This window comes from Gordonia sp. JH63, assembly GCF_009856645.1.
Taxonomy (GTDB): Bacteria; Actinomycetota; Actinomycetes; order Mycobacteriales; family Mycobacteriaceae; genus Gordonia; species Gordonia hongkongensis.
Map to the genome: position 1 here is coordinate 39,466 of NZ_CP047236.1, position 24,706 is coordinate 64,171.

At 64.6% G+C, this 24,706-nt stretch carries 24 protein-coding genes; 8 read left to right on the plus strand and 16 right to left on the minus strand.

Features of this window, described 5'->3' with window-relative positions; all coding sequences use genetic code 11:
• Positions 1 to 8: 8 nt before the first annotated feature.
• The 10 genes from dmpG to GR168_RS23160 all read right to left on the minus strand — a co-directional run bounded on the left by dmpG (position 9) and on the right by GR168_RS23160 (position 11,058).
• Positions 9 to 1,073, minus strand: coding sequence for a 4-hydroxy-2-oxovalerate aldolase (gene dmpG, locus GR168_RS23115; protein WP_159372028.1), 1,065 nt, complete (start codon positions 1,071 to 1,073; stop codon positions 9 to 11).
• Positions 1,070 to 2,014, minus strand: coding sequence for an acetaldehyde dehydrogenase (acetylating) (locus GR168_RS23120; RefSeq protein WP_159372029.1), 945 nt, complete (start codon positions 2,012 to 2,014; stop codon positions 1,070 to 1,072). Before GR168_RS23120 ends, dmpG begins: the two co-directional genes overlap by 4 nt.
• A 14-nt stretch (positions 2,015 to 2,028) precedes the next feature.
• Complete coding sequence (locus GR168_RS23125) at positions 2,029 to 2,832, minus strand: fumarylacetoacetate hydrolase family protein (RefSeq protein ID WP_159372030.1); 804 nt, start codon at positions 2,830 to 2,832, stop codon at positions 2,029 to 2,031.
• Between the two features lie 26 nt (positions 2,833 to 2,858).
• The gene (locus tag GR168_RS23130; protein ID WP_159372031.1) at positions 2,859 to 3,725 is read right to left on the minus strand and encodes an alpha/beta fold hydrolase; all 867 of its coding nucleotides are present in this window, start codon (positions 3,723 to 3,725) and stop codon (positions 2,859 to 2,861) included.
• A 17-nt stretch (positions 3,726 to 3,742) separates the two neighbouring features.
• Positions 3,743 to 4,687 (minus strand): 3-carboxyethylcatechol 2,3-dioxygenase, encoded by a 945-nt coding sequence (locus GR168_RS23135; protein WP_159372032.1) that lies wholly within the window; start codon positions 4,685 to 4,687, stop codon positions 3,743 to 3,745.
• 49 nt (positions 4,688 to 4,736) lie between these two features.
• On the minus strand, positions 4,737 to 6,563 hold the full coding sequence (locus tag GR168_RS23140) for an FAD-dependent monooxygenase (protein ID WP_159372033.1): 1,827 nt from the start codon (positions 6,561 to 6,563) through the stop codon (positions 4,737 to 4,739).
• Positions 6,560 to 7,954 (minus strand): MFS transporter, encoded by a 1,395-nt coding sequence (locus GR168_RS23145; protein ID WP_159372034.1) that lies wholly within the window; start codon positions 7,952 to 7,954, stop codon positions 6,560 to 6,562. The genes GR168_RS23140 and GR168_RS23145 overlap by 4 nt, the downstream gene beginning before the upstream one ends.
• A 202-nt stretch (positions 7,955 to 8,156) precedes the next feature.
• Positions 8,157 to 9,269 carry an alcohol dehydrogenase catalytic domain-containing protein gene (locus tag GR168_RS23150; protein WP_159372035.1) on the minus strand — a complete coding sequence of 371 codons (1,113 nt, stop codon included), beginning with the start codon at positions 9,267 to 9,269 and terminating at the stop codon, positions 8,157 to 8,159.
• A 34-nt stretch (positions 9,270 to 9,303) separates the two neighbouring features.
• The gene (locus GR168_RS23155; protein ID WP_159372109.1) at positions 9,304 to 9,927 is read right to left on the minus strand and encodes an isochorismatase family cysteine hydrolase; all 624 of its coding nucleotides are present in this window, start codon (positions 9,925 to 9,927) and stop codon (positions 9,304 to 9,306) included.
• Between the two features lie 57 nt (positions 9,928 to 9,984).
• Positions 9,985 to 11,058 carry an LLM class flavin-dependent oxidoreductase gene (locus GR168_RS23160; RefSeq protein ID WP_159372036.1) on the minus strand — a complete coding sequence of 358 codons (1,074 nt, stop codon included), beginning with the start codon at positions 11,056 to 11,058 and terminating at the stop codon, positions 9,985 to 9,987.
• Positions 11,059 to 11,341: 283 nt separating this feature from the next.
• Between GR168_RS23160 and GR168_RS23165 the strand changes: the two genes are divergently transcribed.
• Positions 11,342 to 12,058, plus strand: coding sequence for a GntR family transcriptional regulator (locus GR168_RS23165; RefSeq protein WP_159372037.1), 717 nt, complete (start codon positions 11,342 to 11,344; stop codon positions 12,056 to 12,058).
• 134 nt (positions 12,059 to 12,192) lie between these two features.
• On the opposite strand, the gene GR168_RS23170 is transcribed toward GR168_RS23165, so the two are convergent.
• Complete coding sequence (locus GR168_RS23170; RefSeq protein ID WP_159372038.1) at positions 12,193 to 13,053, minus strand: DUF6461 domain-containing protein; 861 nt, start codon at positions 13,051 to 13,053, stop codon at positions 12,193 to 12,195.
• A 410-nt stretch (positions 13,054 to 13,463) separates the two neighbouring features.
• Positions 13,464 to 15,002 (minus strand): LGFP repeat-containing protein, encoded by a 1,539-nt coding sequence (locus GR168_RS23175; RefSeq protein WP_203235966.1) that lies wholly within the window; start codon positions 15,000 to 15,002, stop codon positions 13,464 to 13,466.
• Positions 15,003 to 15,394: 392 nt separating this feature from the next.
• On the opposite strand from GR168_RS23175, the gene GR168_RS23180 reads away from it, so the two are divergent.
• Positions 15,395 to 16,066, plus strand: coding sequence for a hypothetical protein (locus tag GR168_RS23180; protein WP_159372040.1), 672 nt, complete (start codon positions 15,395 to 15,397; stop codon positions 16,064 to 16,066).
• An 840-nt stretch (positions 16,067 to 16,906) separates the two neighbouring features.
• On the opposite strand, the gene GR168_RS23185 is transcribed toward GR168_RS23180, so the two are convergent.
• Positions 16,907 to 17,218, minus strand: a complete 312-nt coding sequence (locus GR168_RS23185) for a hypothetical protein (protein WP_238995135.1) — start codon at positions 17,216 to 17,218, stop codon at positions 16,907 to 16,909.
• A gap of 228 nt (positions 17,219 to 17,446) precedes the next feature.
• Between GR168_RS23185 and GR168_RS23190 the strand changes: the two genes are divergently transcribed.
• Entirely contained in the window at positions 17,447 to 17,890 is a 444-nt protein-coding gene (locus GR168_RS23190) for a hypothetical protein (protein ID WP_231894176.1), read from the plus strand.
• Positions 17,891 to 17,917: 27 nt separating this feature from the next.
• Positions 17,918 to 18,247: a hypothetical protein gene (locus GR168_RS23195; protein ID WP_068971521.1), complete on the plus strand. Its 330-nt coding sequence runs from the start codon at positions 17,918 to 17,920 to the stop codon at positions 18,245 to 18,247.
• A gap of 62 nt (positions 18,248 to 18,309) precedes the next feature.
• On the opposite strand, the gene GR168_RS23200 is transcribed toward GR168_RS23195, so the two are convergent.
• Genes GR168_RS23200 through GR168_RS23210 form a run of 3 tightly spaced genes read right to left on the minus strand, consistent with a single transcriptional unit; the run spans position 18,310 to position 20,694 of the window.
• Entirely contained in the window at positions 18,310 to 18,690 is a 381-nt protein-coding gene (locus GR168_RS23200) for a BlaI/MecI/CopY family transcriptional regulator (RefSeq protein WP_101823215.1), read from the minus strand.
• 47 nt (positions 18,691 to 18,737) lie between these two features.
• On the minus strand, positions 18,738 to 19,970 hold the full coding sequence (locus GR168_RS23205) for a HAMP domain-containing sensor histidine kinase (protein ID WP_101823225.1): 1,233 nt from the start codon (positions 19,968 to 19,970) through the stop codon (positions 18,738 to 18,740).
• Entirely contained in the window at positions 19,960 to 20,694 is a 735-nt protein-coding gene (locus GR168_RS23210; protein WP_159372110.1) for a response regulator transcription factor, read from the minus strand. The genes GR168_RS23205 and GR168_RS23210 overlap by 11 nt, the downstream gene beginning before the upstream one ends.
• Positions 20,695 to 20,937: 243 nt before the next feature.
• Here GR168_RS23210 and GR168_RS23215 point away from each other — a divergent pair, with 243 nt between their 5' ends.
• The 4 genes from GR168_RS23215 (at position 20,938) to GR168_RS23230 (ending at position 24,694) form a co-directional block, all read left to right on the plus strand.
• Entirely contained in the window at positions 20,938 to 22,074 is a 1,137-nt protein-coding gene (locus tag GR168_RS23215) for a PLP-dependent cysteine synthase family protein (RefSeq protein WP_005180004.1), read from the plus strand.
• Positions 22,075 to 22,077: 3 nt separating this feature from the next.
• A complete protein-coding gene (locus tag GR168_RS23220) occupies positions 22,078 to 23,346 on the plus strand; it encodes an MFS transporter (RefSeq protein WP_159372042.1) in 1,269 nt (422 codons plus the stop codon).
• Positions 23,347 to 23,449: 103 nt separating this feature from the next.
• Positions 23,450 to 23,656, plus strand: a complete 207-nt coding sequence (locus tag GR168_RS23225; RefSeq protein WP_159372043.1) for a cation transporter — start codon at positions 23,450 to 23,452, stop codon at positions 23,654 to 23,656.
• 93 nt (positions 23,657 to 23,749) lie between these two features.
• Positions 23,750 to 24,694, plus strand: coding sequence for a hypothetical protein (locus tag GR168_RS23230; RefSeq protein WP_159372044.1), 945 nt, complete (start codon positions 23,750 to 23,752; stop codon positions 24,692 to 24,694).
• Positions 24,695 to 24,706 lie beyond the last annotated feature (12 nt).

Genomic DNA, 24,706 nt, shown 5'->3' on the forward strand with positions numbered 1-24,706 from the left:
CCAGCGGCTCAGTCTCGGTCGCGTTGCGCCACCAGGTCGAGAGCGATATCGGTGATCAGATCTTCCTGACCGCCGACGAGACGTCGCTGACCGACCGCGATCAAGATGTCGCGGGTGTCGAGATCGTAGCTCCTGGATGCGTTTTCGGCGTGACGCAGGAAGCTGGAGTACACGCCGGCATACCCCAGGGTCAGCGTCTCCCGGTCGACCCGGACCGGCCGGTCCTGCAGGGGACGGACGATGTCATCGGCCGCGTCCTGTAGCGGGAACAGCTCGCACCCGTGTTTCCACCCGTTCAGATCGGCAACGGCGATGAACGGTTCGATTGGGCAGTTGCCGGCCCCGGCGCCGTGCCCGGCCAGCGAGGCATCGACACGGATGGCCCCTTCTTCGACCGCGATGACCGAGTTGGCCACGGACAGCGACAGATTCTGGTGGGCGTGGATACCGATCTGGGTGTCGGCGTCGAGGATGTCGCGGTAGGCGCGGACGCGCTCGCGTACACCGTCCATGGTCAGCCGGCCGCCGGAGTCGACGACGTAGACGCAGTGCGCGCCATACGATTCCATGAGCTTCGCCTGCTTGGCCAGGTCGGCCGGTTCGGTCAGGTGCGACATCATTAGGAAGCCGGACACATCCATGCCGAGTTCCCGTGCGGTGGCGATGTGCTGAGCGGACACATCGGCCTCGGTGCAGTGAGTTGCGATGCGCACCGAGCTGACGCCCATCTGGTGTGCGCGGGTCAATTCGGCGACGGTACCGATCCCCGGAAGCAGCAGAGTGGTCAACGTCGCGCGGTGTACTGCATCAGCGGCCGCTTCGATCCATTCCCAGTCGGTGTTGCTCCCGGGCCCGTAGGTGAGGCTGTGGCCGGCCAGTCCGTCACCGTGGGTGACCTCGATGGCGTCGACGCCTGCAGCGTCGAGCGCCGCGGCGATGGCTGCGACCTGTTCAGGCCGGATGCGATGACGGGTTGCGTGCATGCCGTCGCGGAGCGTGACGTCCTGGATGTAGAGCGCTGCGCCGTCGGCTGCGGTGGCCCCGACGCTCTGGTCGGCAGTGGTGGTGGTCATCGGGTCAACTCCAGAGACTGTTCGGCGATTCGCTCGGCGACCTGCAGAGCCGCGGAGGTCATGATGTCGAGATTTCCTGCATAAGCTGGCAGGTAGTGCGCGGCGCCCTCGACCTCGAGGAATACGGCGACCTTCCAGACCTGACCGTCGATCGGCTCGCCGTCGGTGAGGGTGGTCAGATTGTCGGCCGGGTCCACGGCACTGAATTGGACCTGCTGCTTGAGGCGGTATCCCGGCACGTATTGGGCGACACGCTCGACCATGTCGCCGACCGAGGCGCGGATCGCGTCCTGATCCGGATCGGTGACCAGAGCCAGGACGGTGTCGCGCATGATCAGAGGTGGGTCGGCGGGATTGAGTACGATGATGGCCTTGCCGTGTGCCGCGCCACCCACCACTTCGATTGCCTTGGAGGTGGTTTCGGTGAACTCGTCGATGTTGGCGCGGGTGCCGGGTCCGGCGGACTTCGACGCGATGGAGGCGACGATTTCGGCGTAGTGCACCGGGGTGACCGCGGCGATGGCGGCCACGATCGGGATGGTGGCCTGGCCTCCGCAGGTGACCATGTTGACGATCGGCGCGTCGAGGTGCTGCTCGAGGTTGACCGGGGGCACCACGTACGGTCCGATCGCGGCCGGGGTCAGGTCGATGAGTCGTTTGCTGTACGGTTTCAGCGCCTCCGCGTTGGCGATGTGCGCTTTGGCCGACGTGGAGTCGAAGATGATGTCGATGTCGTCGAAGTCGGGGTGGTTGATGAGGCCTTGGACCCCGCTGTCCACGGTGCTGATTCCCAGCCGCCGTGCCCGGGCGAGTCCGTCGGACTTCGGGTCGATTCCAACCAGCACCGCGATCTCGACATTGCGGGCGATGCGCTTGAGTTTGATGACCAGATCGGTGCCGATGTTGCCCGAACCTATTACGGCCACTTTGGTTTTCGCCATGGTTCTGTCCTTTTTCAGTTCGCGGAGAAGGCGGCGGTGACTGTGCCGATATCGCTGATCGTTGCGGTGTAGGTCGCCCCGGCGGTCACCGGCACCATTGGTCCGAGTGCCCCGGAGAGGATGACGTCACCCTCCTGCAACGGATTGCCGAACCGTAGGGCGGTGTTGGCCAGCCACGCCAGCGCCTTGTACGGACTGCCCAGGCAATCAGCGCCGGTACCCGCTGACAGGGTCGTGCCCTGTTCGTCGGTGACGGTCATCGTTACCGCGGCGAGATCGGGCGCCGAGTTCACGTTCAACCGGTCGCCGAGTACATAGAGCCCGGACGAAGCGTTGTCGGCGATGGTGTCGGCCAGCGAGATGTCCCAGTCGGCCACCCGCGAATCGACGATCTCGAACGCGGCAATTACCTCGGCCACGTGATCTCGTGCGGCGTCAGCTTCGACTGGATCGGTGATCGACCGGCCGAGCACGAATGCCACCTCGGCTTCGATCTTGGGTTGCAGGAGGCGGTTGATCGGGATTTGAACGCTGTTCGAGACGTCCATGTCGTCGTAGAGGACGCCGAAGTCGGGCTGATCGACCCCGAGTTGACGCTGAACGGCTGGCGAGGTCAGTCCGATCTTACGGCCGACGACGTAGCGCCCGCTTGCGCGCGCAGCGGCGACGTTGTGTTGCTGGACGGCGTAGGCGGAATCGATGTCGGCGGTGTCGATGAGGTCGCGGATCGGAGCGCACGGCGCGCGGTTGATCTCGGCTTCGGCGAGACGTTGCGCCGCGGCACGTACCCGGACGCTCGGTTCGGTGAAGACGGGCATGGGAGGTTGTCTTTCTGCTGGCCGGATCAGTGACCGGTGAGGTGACGAGTCAAGTAGTTACCGACGAGCTCGTTGAACTCATCGGCTCGTTCGACCTGCGACCAATGGCCGCACTGACTGAAGATGTGCGCGTCGGCGTGAGGAATGACGTTGAGCAGGTCCCAGGTCCGCGACACCGGAATAACAACGTCCTGGACACCGTGGATGAGCAGCACCGGGATGTTGAGCTTGGCGAGAACGTCGAAGTCCAGCGGCAGTTCGGTGCGGTCGCGATCGCGCGCCGCGACAACATCTTTGAGGCGGTCCGAGGCGGTGTCGTTCAGTGCGGACGCGTAGCGGAGCGACACCAGCTCGTCGGTGACCAGTGACTTGTCGACGACGAACTGCTCGAGCGTGTTGCGGACGCCGTCCTCCGACAGGTTCGGATTGGAGTGGCCCTTGAGTGCTCCGGTCAGCTTCGCACCGCCGGTGCCCATCGACACGATCCCCAGAAGTCGCTCGGGGAAGTCGATGGCGAACTGGAACGCCAGCCAGCCACCGAGCGAGTTGCCGACGATCCAGGTCTTCTCGATTCCCAGCGCGTCGAGAACACGGACGGCGTGCCGGACCCATTCGCGAATGCCGTACGTCGTGCCCTCGGCGACCACCGACTGGCCATAGCCGATGGAGTCGATCGCGATGCAGCGGCCATGCCGGCTCAGCTGCGGCAGATTGAGCCACCAATTCGCTGCGGCGGTCACGCCGGTGCCGGAGCCGTGCAGGAACAGGATCGGTGTGCCGGTGCCGAGTTCGTGGTAGTGGGTGAGCTCGCCGTCGGCGGTGGTCAGCCATTTGTCGGCGAGACCGAAGAACTCATCGGTCGTGTACTCCGGGATTTCGACAGTGCTGGTCATGGGAGATGCTCCTGGCGTCAGGGGTTGGTGGTGATCGCGGTTGTGATGGAGAACCCGGCGATCCATTCGGGGATCTCGCGGTAGTAGCGCGAGGTCATGCGATACGGGCCGACGGCTGACATCGCCGCGTAGGCGGCGATCCAGGTGCGGACCTCGTGGGAGGAGTTGCCGGCCGCGGCCACGAAATCGGCGACGGTCCAGGCATCGATGGGAGTGAGATCGCCATCGGCCAAGATGTCGAGCAGTTCGTTGTCCCACTCGGGGTTGAGTGGCTGGAGAGTGGCTGTGCCAGCGGCGAAGTCGCGTCCGGCGGTGATCACCCGGTCCTCGCGGGCGGCGCGCTGCTCGTCGGTGATGTCGCGTCCGTCGATGAGTCGCTGCCGGACTTCCTCGGGTGCGGTGTCGAACTGCGGTACCGGCGGGTCGTGGGACAGTCCACCGGACCCGAGTAGGAGAACACGTTTGTCCAGACCGGAGACTGCGCGGCCGACTGCTTCGCCGAGCAGCCGGATCCGCTGCACCGGCCCCATCGGTGTGCTCACCGAGTTGATGAAGATGGGTACCGTCGGCACCGCGGAGATCGACCCGAACAGCAGCTCCAGCGGCTGGGCGAACCCGTGGTCGACATGCATCCGTTCTGACAGGGCGGTGTCGATGCCGGAGTTCAGGACGGTCTCGGCGATGAGGTGGGCGGTGTCGCGGTCGACATCGAGGGGCCCGGCCTGGGTGCCGTAATCCCCCACCGATTGGGCGGCGCGTCCGACGCAGAACGGCGGCAACAGGTCGTAGAACACGCCGTTGTAGTGGTCGGGTGCGAAGATCACGACCACATCAGGATCGAAGTCGGTGACGAATCGCCGTGCTGCGGCCAGTTCGGCGTCGACTTCGGCGATCACCTCCGGCGAGGGGTCATTGCGGCCCATCAGGGGTGAGTGCGACAGCGCGCACAGGGCGACAGGCATCAGTAGTTCCTTTCTGCCAGAGAAGTGTTCGGTCTCGCCGCACGCCGTTTCAGGTGGCGGCCAATGGTGGGTCGACGGTGACGTGCAGGCGTAGGGCGGTGTCGTCGGGGCTCGTGCCCAGTACCGCGGTCAGGGCGCCGAGTAGCTGTTCGAAGGCGTCGTTGTCGTCCCAAACCGCCGCGGACTGGCGCCAGGCGATGTACCCGTCAGGCCGCACGAGTAGCGCACCGGCCTCATGGATGTCGCGGACCTTGTGCCAGGCGGCGTACGGGTCGGCGGTGCCGGGAGCGCCGATGACCACGGTCCGCAGGAACGGCAGGTCAAGCTTGGCCGCGGCATTGGACCAGGCCGTGCCGGCCAGGCCGGTGACAAGACTGAGTTTGCCTTTGCCAGTGACGTCGAGGGTCGATACGCGTTGTCCACATGCGTCGACGAGCCAGGCGTGTGGGATCTTCGCGCCCGGCCGCGTGGTGGGTTGGACGTAGAGCTGGGGATCGCGCAGCCACTGTTCCTCCCCCGCCTGCGGGTCGGTGATGACCGCGTTCGAGGTGTAGCGCTGATTGAGTTCGACGCCTTGGGCGTTGAATTCGTAGTTCTTGAGCTCGAGTGCGGCTGCGATCGCGTCGCGCACGGCGACGCCGTCGGGCCCAGGGTCACGGACCTTGGCCAGGCCGGCGGTGACCGGGTCGTCGGCGCCGTCGGTGGCGAAGCAGGCGTTGAGCGGTCCGTAGTCCTTGCGCGACTGGTTGGCGCGAGCCACGATCTGTGCACCGACGGGCTGACGTTCGGTGGTGTAGCTGTCAAGCAACGACGGGGCGGCGTAGCCGTTGAGGACGAACGCCAGCTTCCACGCCAGGTTGAATCCGTCTTGAATGCAGGTGTTGGAACCCAAGCCGCTGCTGGGCGGATGGCGGTGGACCGCGTCGCCACCGCAGAAGACCCGTCCTTTGGAGTAAGTGGTGGCCACGGCCTGGTTGACGTACCACACCGAGGTGGACTCGACCTCGATCTCCAATTCGGGGTCACCGACGAGGGTGCGCACCTTGGCCAGGACGTCGTCAGGTTCGAAGGTGGGTTCTCCGTCGGCCATATCGAAACCCCAGCCGGCGATCCAGGTGTCCCACGGACGGATAGCCCGCAACAGGCCCATACCGATTTCGCCGAAACTGCCACCCGGAGTGAGAATCCAGTGCAATATGCTCGGGCGGTGCTCGACGTACTGGCTCAGATCGGCGTGAAACAGCACGTAGGCAGTGGCCGCACGCGCCATCTCACCCTCGATTTCGAGCCCGATGTCCTCGGCGACTTGAGAACGGGCGCCGTCGGCTCCGACGAGATAGCGCGCTCTCATGCTGTATTCGCGTCCGGAGATGTTGTCGACGAGCTGCACGGTCACGCCGTCTTCGTCCTGGACGTGTGAGACGTAGTCGGTGTTGAACGTCGAAGTGGCGCCACGCTCGGCGGCGTTCTTGAACAGCACCGGTTCCATGTAGAGCTGTGGGATGTCGAGCATGCGGCACGGGCTGTTAGCGATGTAGTCGCCGACCCGGTCGTCGCCGGTGCCCCACGTGCGCAATCGGGCGATCTCGTCGCCAGCCAGGCTCGTGGTAAACAACGTGTCACCCATCAATTCCCACGGCGTGGCGTACTTTTCGGCCTCCTTGTCGACCTGCAGGTCACGCAGCACCTCGACGGCACGTTGGTTGGTGATGTGCGCACGAGGGGTGTTGGCCAGCCAGTTCCATCGGTTGACCACGTGCACTCGCACGCCGTAGGTGGCCAAGGCCAGTGCGGTCGCCGAACCCATGGGCCCGGTGCCGACGATCAGCACATCGGTGTCGAAGCCATCGGCCGGGGAGGTGTTAGGGGCATTCATGACGAGATCACTTTGCTGTTGGTAGGGACAGGGGCGGGGTGGGGAGATTCAGGGTTTCTCGGGTCGTTCGCGGCAATGGTGTTGACTTCTCGGTCGGCGTCGAGTTGCCGCCGGGCGCCGGTGCGGCCCCATCCGCCGGGGAGCAGGCACACCGACACGATCGAGATGACCGAAGCGCCAACGAGATAGGCCACGATTGCGTTGCTTGAACCGGTCGCAGAGAATAGGGCAGTCGCGATTGTCGGTGCGAAGGCCGATCCGAGGACCTGGGAGAGGGTGTAGCCGATGGAGACGCCGCTGTAGCGAACGTCGGCGTCGAAGACCATCGTGAACAAGGAGCCGGTGACGCCGGCGGCTGGGGCCATCGCGATGCCGAACACCAGCACTTGTGCGAGCAGGAACAGCCACGGGTTGCCGGTGTTGATCAGCGCGAACGCCGGCCCGATCACCACACCCATCGCTACTGCGCCGATGAGGTACATCGTCTTGCGGCCGTAGGTGTCCGACAACGACCCGAACACCGGATACAGCACGACAGCCACGACACCGGCGACGAACACGCCCAGCAACGCCTGAGTCCGCGGGATATCGGCGACAGTGGTGCCGTAGGACACCAGGTAGGCCATGCAGATATAGGCGAAGATGCCCTGACTGAGGTACGTGCCGGCCACGAGCAAGATCTGCTTCCAGTGACGGCGCACCGCGACGATGATCGGCATCTTGACCACTGCGGCCTGTTCGCGGACCTTGGCGAAGTCGGGGCTCTCGGTCAGGGACAGTCGGATGACCAGACCGATGACGATCAACACGGCGCTGAACAGGAACGGTATCCGCCAGCCCCACGAGAGGAACTGATCGTCGGGCAACTGCGCGACCGCGAGAAACGCCAACGTCGCCAACGCGGTGCCGGCCGGGGCACCCATCTGCGAGAACGACCCGAAAAACCCCTTACGGGCGCTCGGTGCGTGTTCGACGGCCATCAGGGTGGCGCCGCCCCATTCACCGCCGACGGCGAAACCTTGGAGCAGTCGCAGCACGGTGAGCAGGATCGGTGCGGCGATCCCGATCTGGGCGTAGGTGGGCATCAGACCCATCAGCACTGTGGCCGCGCCCATGCCGACCAGGGAGATGACCAGCATCTGTTTGCGGCCTAGGCGGTCGCCGAAGTGGCCGAAGACCACCCCGCCCAGCGGGCGGGCCAGGAACCCAACACCGAAGGTGGCAAACGACAACAGTACCCCGATGGTGGGAGAGGTGTTGGGGAAGAACAACTTCGGAAACACCAGTGCGGCGGCGGTGCCGTAGATGAAGAAGTCGTAGTACTCCACCGTCGTCCCGATGAAACTCGCCATCGCCACCTTCAACGGCGACGAGGAGGATGATGCGGTCATCGGACTGTCCTAACGAGATGAGCGATACCGACAAGGTCGGCATCGTGAGGAGTGCGGGCTGCCATGTCGGCCTTCCTGACGAGCAACTAGCATGCTAGCCGTCTAGTTGCGACGATACGGACGTCGGGAGCGTGATGCAAGTCTCTGTGTGCGCTCGGTGAGACTGCGGCCGCTCCCGACGCCCGTATCGGGTCTGTTGGGGCTAAGGGACGCTGATGAAGTTGGTGAATCCGCCGTGGCGGGCGGGCAACTCGTCGAGGGCTTCGTTGATCTTCTCGAGGGGGAAGGGGTGGTGTTCGAGCACCGAGAGGTCGAGAAGGCCGGCACCGGCGAGTTCGGCCATCTCCTGGGCTTCGGCGGTGCTGAACCACAGGCTGCCCAGCAGGCTCTGTTGGGCACACATCATGGCGAACATGTCGACCTCGACGCGTTCCATCATGCCGCCGATGTCGACAGCAACACCACCACGGCGTAGGGCGCTGAGCGCTTCGGTGAACGAGGTGACCGGGGCGCCGGGTCCCAGGCAGTCGATGACGACATCGACACCTTCCCCGCGGTTGTGCGTGCGGATCCACTCGCGCAGTCTGCCCTCGCCGTGGTCATTGCTGACGAAAATGCGGTCGGGCGCGATGGTCTGAACGTCAGCGAGTAGTTCGGCGTTGCGGCCGGTACCGAAGATGCGGGTCGCGCCCAAAGCCAGGGCGTTGAGGCAGGCGCCGAGCCCGAGGGTTCCGGAGATGCCGTCGATCAGCACGGTCGAACCCGGCCCGACGTTGGCCTTGCGCAGCGCGGAGTACGCCGTGCACAGGTACCCGAATCGCGCTCCTTCTTCAAAGGAGACCGAGTCGGGAAGCTTGACTAAATTGCGCTGTGGGGCAGTGAGATACTGGGCGAGCCCGCCGTAGGGGTAGGCCTCGAACAGTTGCTGGCCACGCTCGCCGAAGGCGAAGTAGCCCATGAAGGTATAACTGTCGCAGTTCTGGTCGGCGCCCTGGCGGCACGCCCGACACGCACCGCACGACAGGCCGGGGTTGACATAGACCCGGTCGCCGACGGCCACGTCGGTGACGTGGCTTCCCACGGCGGTGACAATCCCGGCCGAGTCGAGGCCGAACACTGCGGGCAGCTGCGGCAGTGGGAGGTAGGGAAACCACTCGGCGTAGGTGGCGAGCACGTTCCGCAGATTGGGAACGACGTTGCAGGCCTTGACTTCGACGAGCACGTCGGTGGCCCGGGGTTCCGGAACGGGAATCGACTCGATACGCATCGGAGCGTTGTGGTCATGCAGTCGGGCGGCCAGCATGGTGTTGGTCATCTAGCAGTCTCTCTTCGCGGTGGTCGGGCCGTGATCAGGCCGAGGTGGTGGTGGTCGCGGTCGACGACAGCGCGGCGGCGATCTCGTCGGTGGTGGTGATCTCGGCAAGCAGTCCGAGCGAAGCGATACTCGCGGCGTGGGTTGCTTCGTCCGCGGCGGAGCAGGCGTTCTCGGCCACGATCACGCGGTAGCCGAGATCGCTGGCGGTGCGGGCGGTGCCCTCTACGGAGAAATTGGTCGCTACCCCGGCGAATACGACGGTGTCGATGCCGTGTTGCTTCAAGACTTCGTCGAGAGTCGAGTCCTGGAAGCCACCGACGCGGGTGTGGGTGATGACGATGTCGTTCTCGGCAGGGGCGACCTCATCGACGATGGCGGCGAGGCCACTGCCGTCCTTGAGACATCCCGACTGCGACACGATGCCCAGGATCGGCGAGTTGACATGCAGGTCGGAGAAGTCGGGCTGCCAGGCGACCCGGGTGTAGACAACCGGGCTGCCGGCGGCGCGAAAAGCCTCGGCCAGCGAGGCGATCGTCGCCAGGACGTTGCGTTCGACGACCTGGCTGTAGAAGAAGTCGCTGAAAGCGCCGTCGGGTCCGACGACGTCGCCTTGCAGATGGACTGCGATCAAGGCCGTGGTGCGTGGGTCGAGTTCGATACTCATAGGAAGTGTCCTCAATTCAGAAGTGTTGTCAGCCAATGCTTTCGGAAGAGCTCAGGCGTGGGCGATGATGGAGCGGCCGATGTTGTCGATGTCGCGGACCGCGGTGAAGGGATTGGACAGGAACACCTGGAGCACATCGACACCGGCTTCGAGCATGAGCGCGCTCTTCTCCCGCAGCTCGCCTGGCGAGCCGTACAGGCACCAGTAGTCGACGAGTTCCTTGGTGATGATCGGGCGGTGGCGCGGATCCAGGCCGCGCAAATACTTCGCCCATACGTCGAGGTAATGCGGCTGGTCGGGAGCGGTCGGGTCCCCCAGGTATTGCTGGGCGGCCGTGATGGAAGCATCGACGATCGAGTCGCCGAGCTGATCGCGATGATCATTCATCAGTCCGGAGTTGGTGATGCACGAGCTGATCGGGCCCGATCCGAAACCATTGGTGACGCCGTCTTCCCATGTCTCGCCATTCTCGAGCTGGTAGAACCACGACAGCGACACGAGCTTTACCGACCCTGGGGCTCGGCCGGCGTCGGCGACGGCCTTGTCGAGCTTGCTTCGGATCAGCTTGATCATCTCGACGTTGGGGCCAAGGCAGTACACGACGGCGTCGGCATACTTCGCCGCCTCGGCCAACCCGCGCGGCCCGCCCGCGGCGACCCAGATGGGAATGTGGTCGGTGACGTTGTAGAAACCGCTCTCCTTGTCGAGGAACTCGACTTCTCGTTCTTGGCCCAGCCACTTGTGCACTACTCGCCGACCGGCCATCAACTCCCGCGACACCTCGATCGAGTGGGACAGTTCGGCGACCTTGGCCGGACGATTACCCATGGAACGCAGCGCGTTGTTGGCGGTCCCGATGCCCAGGAACGTGCGCCCTGGAGCCAGCGCGTTCAATGTGGCCATCGAATTCGCGGTCACCGGCGCGATCCGCGTCAATGGGTTGGTCACCATCGTGCCGAGATGGATCGTCGACGTCTGCTGCGAGGCCAGCGCCAAGAACTGATACGGGTCGCTGAACAGCAACGGCCCCTCCCCTACGCCGAAATGACTGACCCCCAAGTCCTCGGCCTGCCGCACCATGGCGACCTGGTCAATCTTTGCGCAGGTCCCAATGCTGAACTGCATGGCTTCTCCTTCGATATGTGCAGCGACCCCTCGAAGCCCGAATACGGAGCGACGATCAGCCGCCGGAGCGTATCCATCACTGCGTCTTCGTGTGACGAACTCCGAACCGCCAACCAGGAAAACTGGAATGCTAGCGTTCTAGATGACGGTAGCTCATAGTGATAGGCACCACAAGTAGCTAGAATGCTAGTTTTGCGCCACACTGGTCGCGCCGCACTCAGGACACATGCGCGCCGCTACCGTGAGTGACAACCGACCGCACGATCACGAGGAGGCCTGCGCAATGCCCACGCCGTCCAATGAGGCCGCCGTCGCGTCAGCCGCTCGACTATCGGGTGCTCGCCTCTCGTCGGTGCTGTACGACGTTCTCAAGACGCGACTGCTCGAGGGGGCCTACGCTGCTGGCGAACGCATCGTCGTCGAGCAGATCCGCCGCGAGTTTGACGTCAGCAAGCAGCCGGTCATGGACGCGCTCCGTCGCCTGGCCGCCGACCGCCTCATCGCGATCATCCCGCAGAGCGGCATCGAGGTACTCAGCTATACCCACCGCGAGGTCGAGGACTTCTATCTATTGTTCGGCGACTTCGAGGGCACCATTGCTGCCGTCGCCGCAGCACGACGCACCGATGCCCAATTACACGAATTGCGGCGCGTATCAGCCGAAGTTGAAGCGCTCCTCCTCCTAGGCGATCCCACCGCCCGCGCCCACGGGTACCGTGTCCACAACCGCGAGTTCCACGCAGTCATCCACGCGATGGCTCACTCGCGGATCATGGAAGAAACCAGCCAACGCATGTGGGACATGTCCGACTTCCTCATCAACACGGCCGGTATCGCAAACCCGCTGTCCGAGGCACTCCCCCAGCGGCAATGCGACCACGACGAGATCGCCAAAGCGATAAACAACCGCGACGAAGAACGCGCCCGAGAATCCATGCGGCGCCACATCATCGGAACTGTCGGCCTCATAGACGGCGAGAGTCAGGTCGCATCGGCCTGACCCGTACAGTCAAGCTCCGAGCCGTCTGCTGACATAACGTACATTATCGGCGCTTCAAAATGATTGGGGGACAGGTGTTCACCTACGTAACTGACATAAGCATGCCCCCTGCGGGGGCACCCGCGTCAGCGTTCTCACGCTTCGCCGCAGGTGAATTCGGCGGTGCGCAGGAATTCAGGGGTGATCGCGAGACCGGTGCGGTTGGCGGCCATCGCCAGCGACCCATCAATGATGTGGTGCAAGCCGTCGTCGCCGGTGCCGTCTTCGTAGGGATCGGGCTCGAGGCCGGCGGTCTGCATGAGTGATGGCCAGTCGCCGGCATTCGGGTCGCGGGTGTACGCCGAACGAAGCAGCGGGTCGAAGCTGGTGACCTGGGTGCCGTCTCGCCAGATCGTGAACACGCTGAGTGCTTCGACATCTCGGGACAGCGACACGATTTCGCGGCCGCGTGACAGTTCAGCCATATCGGTGTCGCTGCCGGCGGCCAGGCTGGTCGGCGCCACGGTGATCGTCCAGGTGTCGAGTTGTGCGGCTCCGATGACCTCGAAGTGCTCCCAGCTGGTTTCGTTGACACCGTCGAGCCCTGTCGTGTTCGGCAGCGATCGAGTGGTCAGCGCCGCGATCACCTCACGAGGGTCGGCGTTGCTGATGTAGGCCATGCTGAATGCGTTGGTCGTCCAGGGGTAGTCGATCGCAAGCCATCCGAAGTCGCGGTAGGTGTAAGTCATGCGCCGATCCTGACACGTTCGGCGGTCCCGCTGCTGTTCCCTGCTCGGCGCATAGAGTCGGGTGGTTGTTCCGGCAGCGGCTTCGGTACTTGTCGCGCATACTTCTATCAGGGGAGAGAGATGACCCGCTTCGGTCGAGTTCGTTCGGGTGTGGTGGTCCTGGCGGTGGTGTTGTGTGCCGTGATGCTGGCCACCGCATGCGGGTTTCAGGAACCGCCGTCTCGCAAGAGCATCGACGCAGACGACGCTGCTGATCGCGTCGAACACCGGAGCGTGCACGTCCCCGATGGTTTCGAATTCGCCCAGGGCTTCGTGTGGCCGATGAATTCAGTTGGCACCTCGGCGTTCGCCATCCGGTACGACGGGCCAGCCGATCAGTTCCGGACGTTGCGGGCCGCCGACGTCGGTCGCGGGTTGTCCGAGTTCGAGGACCTACCGTGCACGTCTATCCCCTCACCTCGCAGATACGACCTCGTCGAGCTTGGATTGTCCTGCCCCGCCGGCGGTGGTGCGCGGATCAGCCGCTCCGAGAGTGGCCGCGAGCCCGACAGCTCCGTGGGCCACGTTGAACGTGCAGTCATTCTGAACCTCACCCCGCCGCACACCCAGCTGTTCGTTCTGTACGGGGGGACGTAGCCGAGCCACCGGCGCACAACCGGCGACTCGGCTACTGACTTCTAGCGCAGTCCTTCCCACGCGATCGGGCTGCCGTGCCCGAAGACCTGGAACCACTTGTTGATTCCCAGACGGAACCCGCGCAAAGCGACCTCGGTCACGAACTCGACCGGCAGCGTGCCGTCGTAGTCGGTGTCGTAGTCGTACGCGTCGTAGGTGTGGGCCTGCTGCGCCAGCTTGATCGGATGCCGGCCAGCCGGACCGGGCCGGGCGATGACTGAGGTGCACGCCGACATCGCGTACCCGCCGAGAGAGTACCAGTGATCACTATCGGGCAGTCCTCGGGTCTGAATCCAGCCCTTGTACTCATTTCCCTCCTCATCTTTGCCGATCGCGATGAAGGTCGCTTTGAAGGGCTTGTTGAGCCGATCGGCGAACTCGATGGCGGTCGCGACAGTGTGGTCACGATTGGCAGCCCGCATCAGCGCGGGTGCAGTGACACCGTCGAAGCCGGTGAACGATGTCTCCATCCACTCGTCGACCGTGCTCGGCGCCAGCGTCACGTCGATACCCGGGTCTTCGTACAGGTGCTTCCACAGGTACCGGGCAACTTCCGCACCCCCCTTGGTGGCCAGGGCGTTGTCGACCATGACCGCTTCCTGGCGATTCTGCTTCGACAGGGAGCCGTCGGGATCATCGACGGTGTTCCAGTCCGCGAAGGTGTCAGGCTCGGGCGGCCACACGGGATACTCCGGGAAAATCCAGGTGTCGTCGAGGGTCAACTCCTCGGAGTCGTCGACCTGGTGGACGCCGCCGAGTTGGCCGTCCCACAGCCGCAACGTGCCTCGCTGGAACGTCTGCGAGACGTTGTCACCGGTGTAAACCGGGCCAGCCGTCGGATAGCCGTACGGTCCGGCTTCGTACCCGGACAGGCCCCAGAACATGTGCAGCGGCCCGTACACCGGGTGCGCCCCGGTGTTGGGGTGCCAGTAGATCGCCCCGCCCTGGAAGGTGGTGAAACGGCCCTTGCCGTCGGGGGCGACGATCTCATCCGAGGTCGGAAACTTCAGGACACCGGTCTCGGCGCCGAGAGCCTTCCACTTGTCATAGATCAGACCCTGGATCGAGTGTGCCCCGGTGGCCGGCGACCAGTAGATGTGGCCACCCTGGAACTCCTGGCGGCGGCTGATGCCGTCGGACAGCACGATCTCGTCGGTCTTCGGGTACTTCAGGAAGCCGGTTTCGTAGCCGTGGTCACCCCATTTGAACAGAAACTCGTGCGCCACCGGGTGCGCGCCGGTGGCGGCCGACCAGTAGATGTTGCCGCCGATGAACTCCGATCGTTTGCCGGTGTTGCCCGGGTTGGTCAGCTCGTTGCTCTTGGGAAACAGCAGGAAGCTCGTCGGTCCTCCCATCTGGTTGTACTTGTCGCGGATCGCCCCGCACACCTGGAACGTTGTGGGCGGGTAGATCTGGCAGCCGGCCGCGACCGCGGCAGTGGTTGTGAAAGCCTGCACGGCCGGCGCGGCGCCCTCGAGTGGTGCGTTGTCCTCGAGGGTGGTGGTCGCAGCCGTGGCCTCAGAGGTGGTGTTGTCCTGCATCACGAATACTCCTTGCGAGTGGTTAAACTCCGTCGCCGTTTGGTGGCGGCGGATGCTCGACGAGGTGACGAGCTAACGACAGGTTGGCACCCGCCACCGACAATTACGCATCACTCCAGGCCACACCACAAATCGACACACAAATACGCCAAACGGTGCCACGGAATGCGTTGTGGACACCCGTCCTCGACACAACACCGCAGATCACAAAAGCCTTTCCGCCCCTCTTGCAGCGCATCTGTCGGCAGGTTGCGCTACACCTGAGAACAGCTTCACCCCAACGGGTTTGCGGGATATAGCGGTCACGGCGGGGAAGCGAAGCACCACCAACCGACTCATCCTCTACCGCCCCGACGATCAACCCCGAATCATCAGAAATGGAGTAGAAGATAATGACCGACACATTGTTTGCTGATATTTCCGAATGGCAGCCGCCGATCGATGACAGCTATCCCTATAAGTGGTTATCGATCCGATCGAATGACGGCACCTATCGTGACCGCAATTTCGCCCATAATTGGAATACGGCGCGGTCGTGGCTCGATTCAGGCCGGTTGCGGGGACTCATCGTCTACTGCGTGTACCGGCGCAACTGGCGAGACGTGCTGGCCACCCACCGTCAGATGCAGGGCGAGAACCGTCCCGACGTCGTGTCGATGGTCGACGTCGAATCGTGGGGCGGACAGATCACCGGCGACAACAGCGACCCGATCAACCGGCTCGTCTGGGGCATCAGTGACTGGCGCGGCCCCCGTATCCACGGTCGTCCGCGGCGCGTGATCGGCTACCTCAACCCACACGACGCCCATATCTGGCCCACCCGCCCCCCGATCGGGTTCGTCGTCCCCTCCTACGGCTCACGGCCGCGGTTTACCGCCGGCACCCGCGACCTGGCCGCACAGATGATCGCCCACCAGTACACCGACGGTCAGGGCTACGGCAACGGCCTCCCCGAGGGCTACGGCACGGTCCGTTGCGACATGAACGCCGCCAACGGCTACGACCCCGAACAGCTACGCGCCGCCACCGGAATCGAACACGCGGCACGATCACCCGCCGGGTAACCCAGACCGCACCCGACCCACCTCGACCCGCCCGGTTTGTCACCCCCACCCCCTACAGTTCGCACACATGTTCGATCCGTCGATTGGGAGGTGGAATGCGCCCACTGGTCATTTTCTTCGACAACCGGGCGGGTCGCCGTCAACCGCCCACCCCCGCCGCAGGGATGGGATCGCCGTGGAGGTCACCGTTGATGCACGCCGATAACAGTGCCCATCTGCGTGCGGCCGCGCGCCGCCGCCACGCCGCCACCCGCCGACGTGCCCTCGCAGCCTTCGACGCTCACCCTGCGCCCACGACTGTCACAGGACTCGCCCGCGCCGCCGGCGTCGCACGCTCATGGATCTACACCCAACCTGACATCCTCGCCCGTATCAGAGCCTCGTCCGCCGCTACAACCGAAAGACCCACCGCACCCGACGCGGCCGCTCCCCCCACAGAAAGCCGACACCGTCACAACCCGGACCTCGCTGCCGAAAACGCTCGACTACGCCACCAACTCGCCGCCGCGCACCGCCAACTACACGCCGCGCAGAACCGACACGCTCACTAGACCCGCAGCGGTCTGCGCCGCCGCCGGCTCGATGTTGCGCTGAAGTCGGCGTCGAGGAATTGTGCTGGCGCCTACGTCAGGGTGATGACATAACCCAACATTATCGGCGTTTTAAATCATCTGGAGGAGTGGGTATTTCAAGAGAATCTGACATAATGGGACCTGGTTCGCGTCGAGGGCGGCCGTATTCGCCGTGCATTGAATCCACGGCGGACACAGCCGCACTGCCCACACTGGCAAGGGCGGCTAGTCATCGGGGCCATTGCTGGGTTGTCTTCTCGGGTGCTTCCTAGTGACGTAGCCGCGTTGCGGCGATGATCGCCGCAATACTGGCGATGACGGCGGCTGCGGTGTTCAGGCCATCGGTGAACGCTACCTCTGCAGCCCCGATCAGTTGTTGCCCGAGCGCTCCGGGCAGTTCGTCGGCGTAGGTGAGCGCGCCGCCGATGCTGTCGGAGGCCGCGGCTGCTGCGTCGGCGGGCAGATTGTCGGGAAGGGAGGACTCGATGCTGCTGCGATAGGCCGCTATTCCGACGCTGCCGAGGACTGCGGCCCCGAGCGAGCGGCCCAGGGTTCCTCGCCTCGGGAGGCCTCGGTCCATCCATGGGGTAGGGCTGCTCCCCCTCCGCTCAGCGTCCTCCGGCTCATCTGAACTACTATTTTGAATAGTTTTAAGATGGCTGTTGGAGGTGCGGTGATCGCAAGCGTTGTGGCCCAAGGGGCACTCTTGGGGCTGTTCGGTGCGGTCGTAGCGTGTGGTGTCGCCGCTGCCCGTCGGCCGGGTCGAGGTGGGGAGGCTTGGCGGGCGCTCGTTTCGTGTGCGCTTGCTGTGAGTGCGGCCGGCGGCGTGATGGTGGTTGCTCCCCAGGGCTTTTTCGCGGCGGCGATCGTGTTGGCGCTGCTCTGTGTTGGGGCGTTCATGCTGTTTTCTGCTCGTCTGCACGGCGCGTCGTTGGCGGTGATGGTGGACTCGCTCGTGTGGATGGCCTCGGCGATGTGGGTGTTCATCGTGTTCGCCGCCACGGGCGGGCCGATCGAGGGTGGTGTGGTGCCTGCTGATCCGATTGCCGAGTTGGCGTTGAGGGCAGAGCTCAATCGACCCCCGAGGTGGGTCCGTACTGGCAGTGTGATCGCGATTTTCGGTCTGGTGGCCGCGATAGTCTTCCGCCTGGCCCGGCCGGCCTCCTGTGGTGATTGCTTCGAGACCCTCGTTCCCGGCGCCCACGCCCGATGGCCACAAAATACGAAGGTGGTTAGTAGAAGTGGGGTCTGATGCGGGTGTGCGGGGAGGTGGTGAGGCATGACTGACGGTGTCGCGGTGCGGCGTGCGGGTCGGTTCGGCCCGCGCGGTCCTGCCCGTACGATCTCCCGTGCGGTGGGTCTTGCTGTGGTGATGTTTGAGGCGGTGGCCGCGTTCTGGCTGGTGATGCTGCTCCGAACGTCGGATCTCGTGCTATCCGACCCCCGCTCAGGAGTCGGGCGCGGTGATCCGGTTGAGCTGCGGGTGCTGACCGCTGTGGATGTGCACGACTGGGTGTCGGCTCTGAGTGCTGCGGCCTTCGCTGCGGGTGTGGCCGGTGCGCTGGTGGCGCGTCTACTCCCAGCAGTCAAGGGGCGCGCGACCGGTTGAGTAGTCGGGCCTGGGCCTCGCCGGAGGCGCCGGGGTTTCACTTGTCGGAGGGTTTTTGTGGCTTAGGCTTTGGTGCCGCCGCCGCGGGTGTGGCGAGGTTTGAGGGTGAGGTATTCGCTGAGCACTTCCCGCTCGGCGGGTGTCACGGTCTGGGCGAAGTGCATCAGTACTGCCGCGGAGTCTCCGCTGGCGTCGAGGACCTGACGCAAGGTGCGTGAGGTGGCCTCTTCACGGGTCTGCATGGGGAAGTACCGGTAGGCGCGGCTGACTTTTTCTCGACCGACGAACCCTTTTTTGTGCAGGTTGGTGACGACGGTGAGCACTGTGGTGTAGGCCGGTTCGCGGTCGTGGAGTTCCTCGACTAGGTCGTGCACCGACAACGCCGCACCGGCTGACCACAGCACGTCCATCACTGCGCGTTCCAGTGAACCCAGCCCAGTCATTTTCACCCACCATCTCTAGATGCGGGTCAATCTTACGACGGACTACCTCAGTTAGTAGCTTGGTCCCGTTTGAGCGCATCGGCAGCGCCGCAACGCGGGCGGTGTTTGAAGGCCACGGGGAATTCGGTTCCAGGGGTGCTGCGGTGGATGTGACGTCGTGTTGTGGTCGGCAACGTGATGGTGAAGGTGGCTCCGTGTCCGGCTCCCAGGCTTTCGGCGAGCAAGGTGCCCCCATGGTCTTCGACGATAGAGCGGGCGATGGTGAGGCCGATTCCGCTGCCGCCGGCGTCTCTGGTGCGTGAGGAGTCGGTGCGGTAGAAGCGGTCGAAGATGTGTGGAAGGTGTTGAGGGGGAATGCCGTCCCCGCAGTCGACGACGCTGATGCGCACCGCGTGTGCCGGGGCGGTGTCGGCTTTCACTACGACTCGCTGGCCCGGGGAGCTGTGTCGCAGCGCGTTGGTGAGCAGATTGAGCAGTACTTGGCTCATTCGTTCGGCGTCGACATGGATGTGTACGCGCGCGGCGGTGGTGACGATGCCCAGCGTGACTTCGGCGTCGGTGAACAGGTCGGCGGCTTCTTCGTAGGTCGCGATGAGCAGTTCGTTGACAGTGATCGTCGCCGGGTGGAGGGGCATCTGATGCTCGTCGGTGCTGGATACGGTCGCGATGTCCTCGGCGAGGCGCTGCAGGCGGGTGGTGGCGGTGCGCACGACGTCGAAGGTCTGTGAGTCGGGAGCCCGGATTCCGTCTTCGATGGCGTCGGTGATCGCGCCGATGGTGGTCAGTGGGGTGCGCAGTTCGTGGGCGAGGTCTGACAGCATCCGCTTGCGGATGTCGTCTTGTGAATCCAGCCGTTGTGCAAGTTGGTTGATGGCTCGGCTGAGCTGGGTGAACTCGGTGCCGAGCTGGCGATCGGGTACGCGCGTGCGGTAGTTGCCGGCGCCAATAGCCACGGCTGAGCGGGCGACGCTGGCGACTGACTGTTGTACGCGGCGAGCCAGGAACCAGCTGACGGCCGTGGCCAGGATCGTCGAGGTGATCAATGCGGCAGACATTGAGACGACGATCGAGGAAGTGAACGCGGCTTCGACATGGTCGGCCTGAACTGACCCTGGCTCGAGGCGAGCTTGGCCGAGGTGGTCGTGGAAGGTGTGTGGAGCCACGAATAGTGCCACGATCGCGACGCTGATGCCGCCGCCGGCGATGACGATAGCTTGAGCGAGCATGAGCCGGGAGCCGAAGCTGCCGGGGATACGTAACCGTCGACGTTCATCGTTCATGGCTGTCTCCTCGAGGTTGGCCGTCACCCATCCGGTAGCCCACTCCGCGAACGGTGCGGATGAATCGGCCGGCTACGGCGCTGTCGCCGAGTTTGCGGCGCAGGCTGGCGACATGGACTTCGACGACGTGGGCATCGCCGACCCAGTTGGGTCCCCAGATTTCGGTGAGCAGTTGCTCTCGACTGAACACAACACCGGGCCGCCGCGTGAGCGCTTCGAGAACGTCGAACTCAGTCCGAGTCAGCTCCACGGGTGTGCTCTGCACCTGGACTTCACGACCCTGAGGGTCGAGGGTGAGCTCCCCTATCGTCCGCGGGTGCGACTCGCCGGTTGGGGTCGGCCGTGGTCGGCGCAGCATGGCGTCGATGCGCGCCATCAGCTCACGAGGGCGAAATGGTTTCGTGAGGTAGTCATCGGCCCCCACCGACAGGCCAACGACTGTGTCGACTTCGTCCGCGCGGGCCGTGACCATCACGATGTAGGCGTTGGTGAAGGTGCGTAACTGTCGACAGACCTCGACGCCATCGAGTGACGGCAAGCCCAGGTCGAGGATGACTACTGCCGGACTCGCCGTGCGTGCGGCGGCGACTCCCTCCTGGCCGTCGGGCGCAACGGTGACCGTGAATCCGCTGCGCTGCAGGTAGTCAGCAACGACTTCGGCAATGTCGGGCTCATCTTCGATCACCAGGGCGTGCAGACCGTGCGGTGGTCGGACCACCGGCATATGGAGGTCGTCGACGACGTTGCGATCTTGGGGCACGCTCCTATGGTGGCGGTGGTCTACACGATCATCCAACCTCGTGGGCGTTCTTGAGCAGATCTTGATCCACGCTGCCGATCAGCCTTGAGGTTCGGTGGGCAAGGTGGCGGTGTCGCCGGGTGGAACGTTACGACACAGTTCCCTCTCACACTGATGATCTGATTTCTGCCCGGCGGCGTCCTGTTCAACAACGCAGAGGATGCCCGTGTGACTGTCTCCTACAGCCTCACCACCAGTGATCCATTCGCCAGTACCTTCCCCGCCGAAGCCGCGTCGCCCCGTGCTGGGCTGAGTCGTCAGCTGGTGGGCGGCACCCCGGTGTTGCGCATCGAGGAACCCTTCGCCGAGCACGGGCGCGGCTTCTGGGCCAAGCTGGAAGGCTTCAACCCCGGTGGTATGAAAGACCGGCCTGCGCTGCACATGGTGGAACGCGCCCGCGCCCGTGAAGAGCTGGCCCCGGGGGCGCGGATCATCGAATCAACTAGTGGGACACTGGGATTAGGCCTGGCTTTAGCGGGCATCGTGTTCGGGCATCCGGTGACCTTGGTGACCGATCCAGGACTGGAACCGATCTTGCGGCAGATGCTCGCCGCATACGGCGCCCAGGTCGATGTCGTCAGCGATCCCCATCCGGTCGGGGGTTGGCAACAAGCCCGCCGCGACCGCGTGCGCACCCTGCTCGAGCGCGACGAGGCTGCGTGGTGTCCCGACCAGTATTCCAACCCCGACAACGTGACCGGTTACAGCTCGTTGGGTGTGGAGTTGATCGCGCAGCTGCGACATATCGATGTGCTGGTGTGCTCGGTGGGCACCGGTGGGCACTCAGCCGGTGTGGCTCATACTCTGCGGCAGTTCAACCCTGAGCTGGAGGTTGTGGGCGTAGACACCATTGGCTCGACGATTTTCGGCCAGCCGGCACAGTCACGGATTATGCGGGGACTCGGCTCGAGTATCTACCCCCGCAACGTTGCCTATGACCAGTTCAGTGAGGTGCACTGGGTGGCGCCGGCCGAGGCAGTCTGGGCATGTCGCACCCTGGCCGCCACGCATTACGCCACCGGCGGCTGGAGCGTGGGCGCGGTGGCCCTGGTCTCGGGCTGGCTGGCGCGTACTCGTTCGGCCGATACGCGCATCGCGGCGGTGTTCCCCGATGGCCCCGCTCGCTACTACGGAACCATTTACAACGATGAGTACTGCCGCGCTCACGACCTGATCGGCGCCCCGGCGCCGCCCACTGAACCCCGCACCATCAGCGATCCGCTCACTCAGGTCGCGAGCAGCTGGACGCGGTGCCCTACCATCATCGACCCCACTTGCGTGCCGCACGCCGAGCCCACGAGCTGATCTATGCGACGCCTCTACCGCAGTTTCCGCAGCTTCGATCGCCCCAGCCAAGTGCTGATGGTCAATCAGTTCACCATCAATCTCGGCTTCTACATGCTCATGCCCTACCTCGCCGCCTACCTCGCCGGCCCGCTGGCCCTGGCCGCATGGGCAGTGGGCCTGGTCCTGGGGATACGCAACTTCTCCCAACAGGGCATGTTCCTGATCGGGGGAACACTCGCTGACCGCTGGGGTTACAAACCGCTCATCATCGCCGGATGCCTGATGAGGGTCATCGGATTCGTCCTACTGGCCCTGGTCAGTTCGCTGCCGGCGATCCTGATCGCCTCGGCGGCAACGGGATTCGCCGGGGCGCTGTTCAACCCCGCCGTACGGGCCTACCTGGCCGCCGACGCCGGTGAGCGCCGCATCGAAGCATTCGCCGTGTTCAACGTGTTCTACCAGGCCGGGATCCTGCTCGGGCCGCTGGTCGGACTAGCCCTGACCGCCCTGGACTTCCGGCTCACCTCTCTCTGTGCGGCAGCAGTTTTCGCGGTCCTGACCCTCGTGCAGATCAAAGCGCTACCCGCAACAACACCTGCCCCGAGCAGCACCTCAATCATTCAGGACTGGCGCAGCGTCGTCCGTAACCGGCGATTCCTGCTCTTCGCTGCGGCGATGGCCAGCTCTTACGTGCTGTCCTTCCAGGTCTACCTCGCCCTGCCCCTACATGCCGACCGCATAGCAGACAACCCCACCCTCGCCACCAGTGTTGTCACCGCAATGTTCGTGGTGACCGGTCTGGTGGCCATCGCCGGCCAGCTACGCATCACCACATGGTTCGGCAACCGCTGGGGCAGCACCGGCAGCCTGAGCGTGGGAATGACGCTGATGGCTGCAGCTTTCCTGCCCCTAGTCGCCAGCACCGCAACGCATCAGCGCAACATCGCCCTCAACATCGCCGCCCTGCTACTCACCGCAGCTCTGCTCGCCGCCGCCACCGCAGCAGTGTTCCCATTCGAAATGGACACGGTGGTGGGACTGGCCCGCGGCACGCTTGTCGCCACCCACTACGGGCTCTACAACACCATCGTCGGGATCGGGATTCTGCTCGGCAACGCCGCGACCGGGTGGCTGTTCAGCGCGGCCACCACCCGCGACATGCCCGAACTGGTGTGGATCGCTCTAGTCCTCACCGGCATGGCGGCGGCGTCTGCCCTGTTGATGTTGCACCGCCGCGGATGGCTCAGCGTCTCCGCCCCCACCGAAGCTCAACCCACCTCCACCCATTGATTACCCTAGGGGGGTAGGGTATAACGGTGGTGTGGCGAGACGCCACAGCGACAGACCCCCTGAGGGTCGTCGGCACCACTGCTGTACCGAAAGGGCACATCTCATGAGCACATCGACAGTGATCGTCTCCGGAATGACGTGTGGGCACTGCGCGGCGTCGGTGCGTGAAGAAGTCGGCGCACTGGCCGGCGTGACCGACGTCGAGGTCGACGTGGCCAGCGGGCAAGTCACCATCTCCAGCTCGGCCCCGATCGAGGCCGACGCGATCCGCGGCGCGATCGAAGAGGCCGGCTACCACCTGGCGCAGTAGCCGACGAGGGGCTGAAGTGTCTGCCCCACTGGCGACTTCAGCCCTTCTCCGGGCGGCGTGGGTGTCGCCACCACCGATGACAGGAATCCAGCGATGAATGTTCCAACCAAGCTCGGCGTCTTCGCCGCGGCCCTGCTGATAGTTTTCGCCGCGGCCTATGCCATCGCCGCGGGTGTCGCACCCGATCGGCCACGACCGTCGTCGGCCGAGTCCACCCATGTCGGCCACACTGCCCAACCGTCATCATCTGCGTCCCCCGGTGCCGATCAGGTTCGCGGAGTTTCGATGGCAGCAGCCGGCTTCATCCTGGGAAATGTGGTGGCACCCCATGCGCCCGGGATGCAAGCACCGCTGAGCTTTGAGATCCTCGACGCCGCCGGGGCCGCGGTCACCGACTTCGCCACCGAGCACGACAAGCAGCTGCACCTGATCGTCGTCCGCGCGGATGGCACCCACTTCCGACACGTGCACCCCACTCTCTCGCCCGAAGGGCGCTGGACGCTGCCCTGGCAGTGGGCGACGGGAGGCAGCTACCGGATCTATGCCGACTTCGTGCCCGCCGCCACCGGCCAACCCCTCACCCTCACCAGCACCGTCGAAGTCAGCGGTGACTACCAGCCGGCCCCACCCACCGCCGAATCACGACAGTCATCCGTCGACGGGTTCGACATCGGGCTGGCCGGTCATCTGCGCGCGGGCGTCGAGTCCGAACTGACCGTCACCGTGCGCCGAGCAGGACAACCGGTCACCACCCTGCAGCCGTATCTGGGCGCTTTCGGTCACTTGGTGGCCCTGCGTCAGGGTGACCTGGCCTACCTGCATGTTCACCCTGAGGGCGCGGCACCGACTGCCGGTCAACTCGCGGGACCACAGGTCCGCTTCGCCACCACCGCCCCCACCCCGGGCCGCTATCTGCTCTACCTCGACTTCCAGGTCCAGGGCGCTGTGCATACCGCCACCTTCGTTCTCGACGCCCCCACCGGCGCCCCGGCCCCTGACTCCACGGCCCCCTCGGCCGATCCGCACGCCGGACACTAACTCGCTGACCAG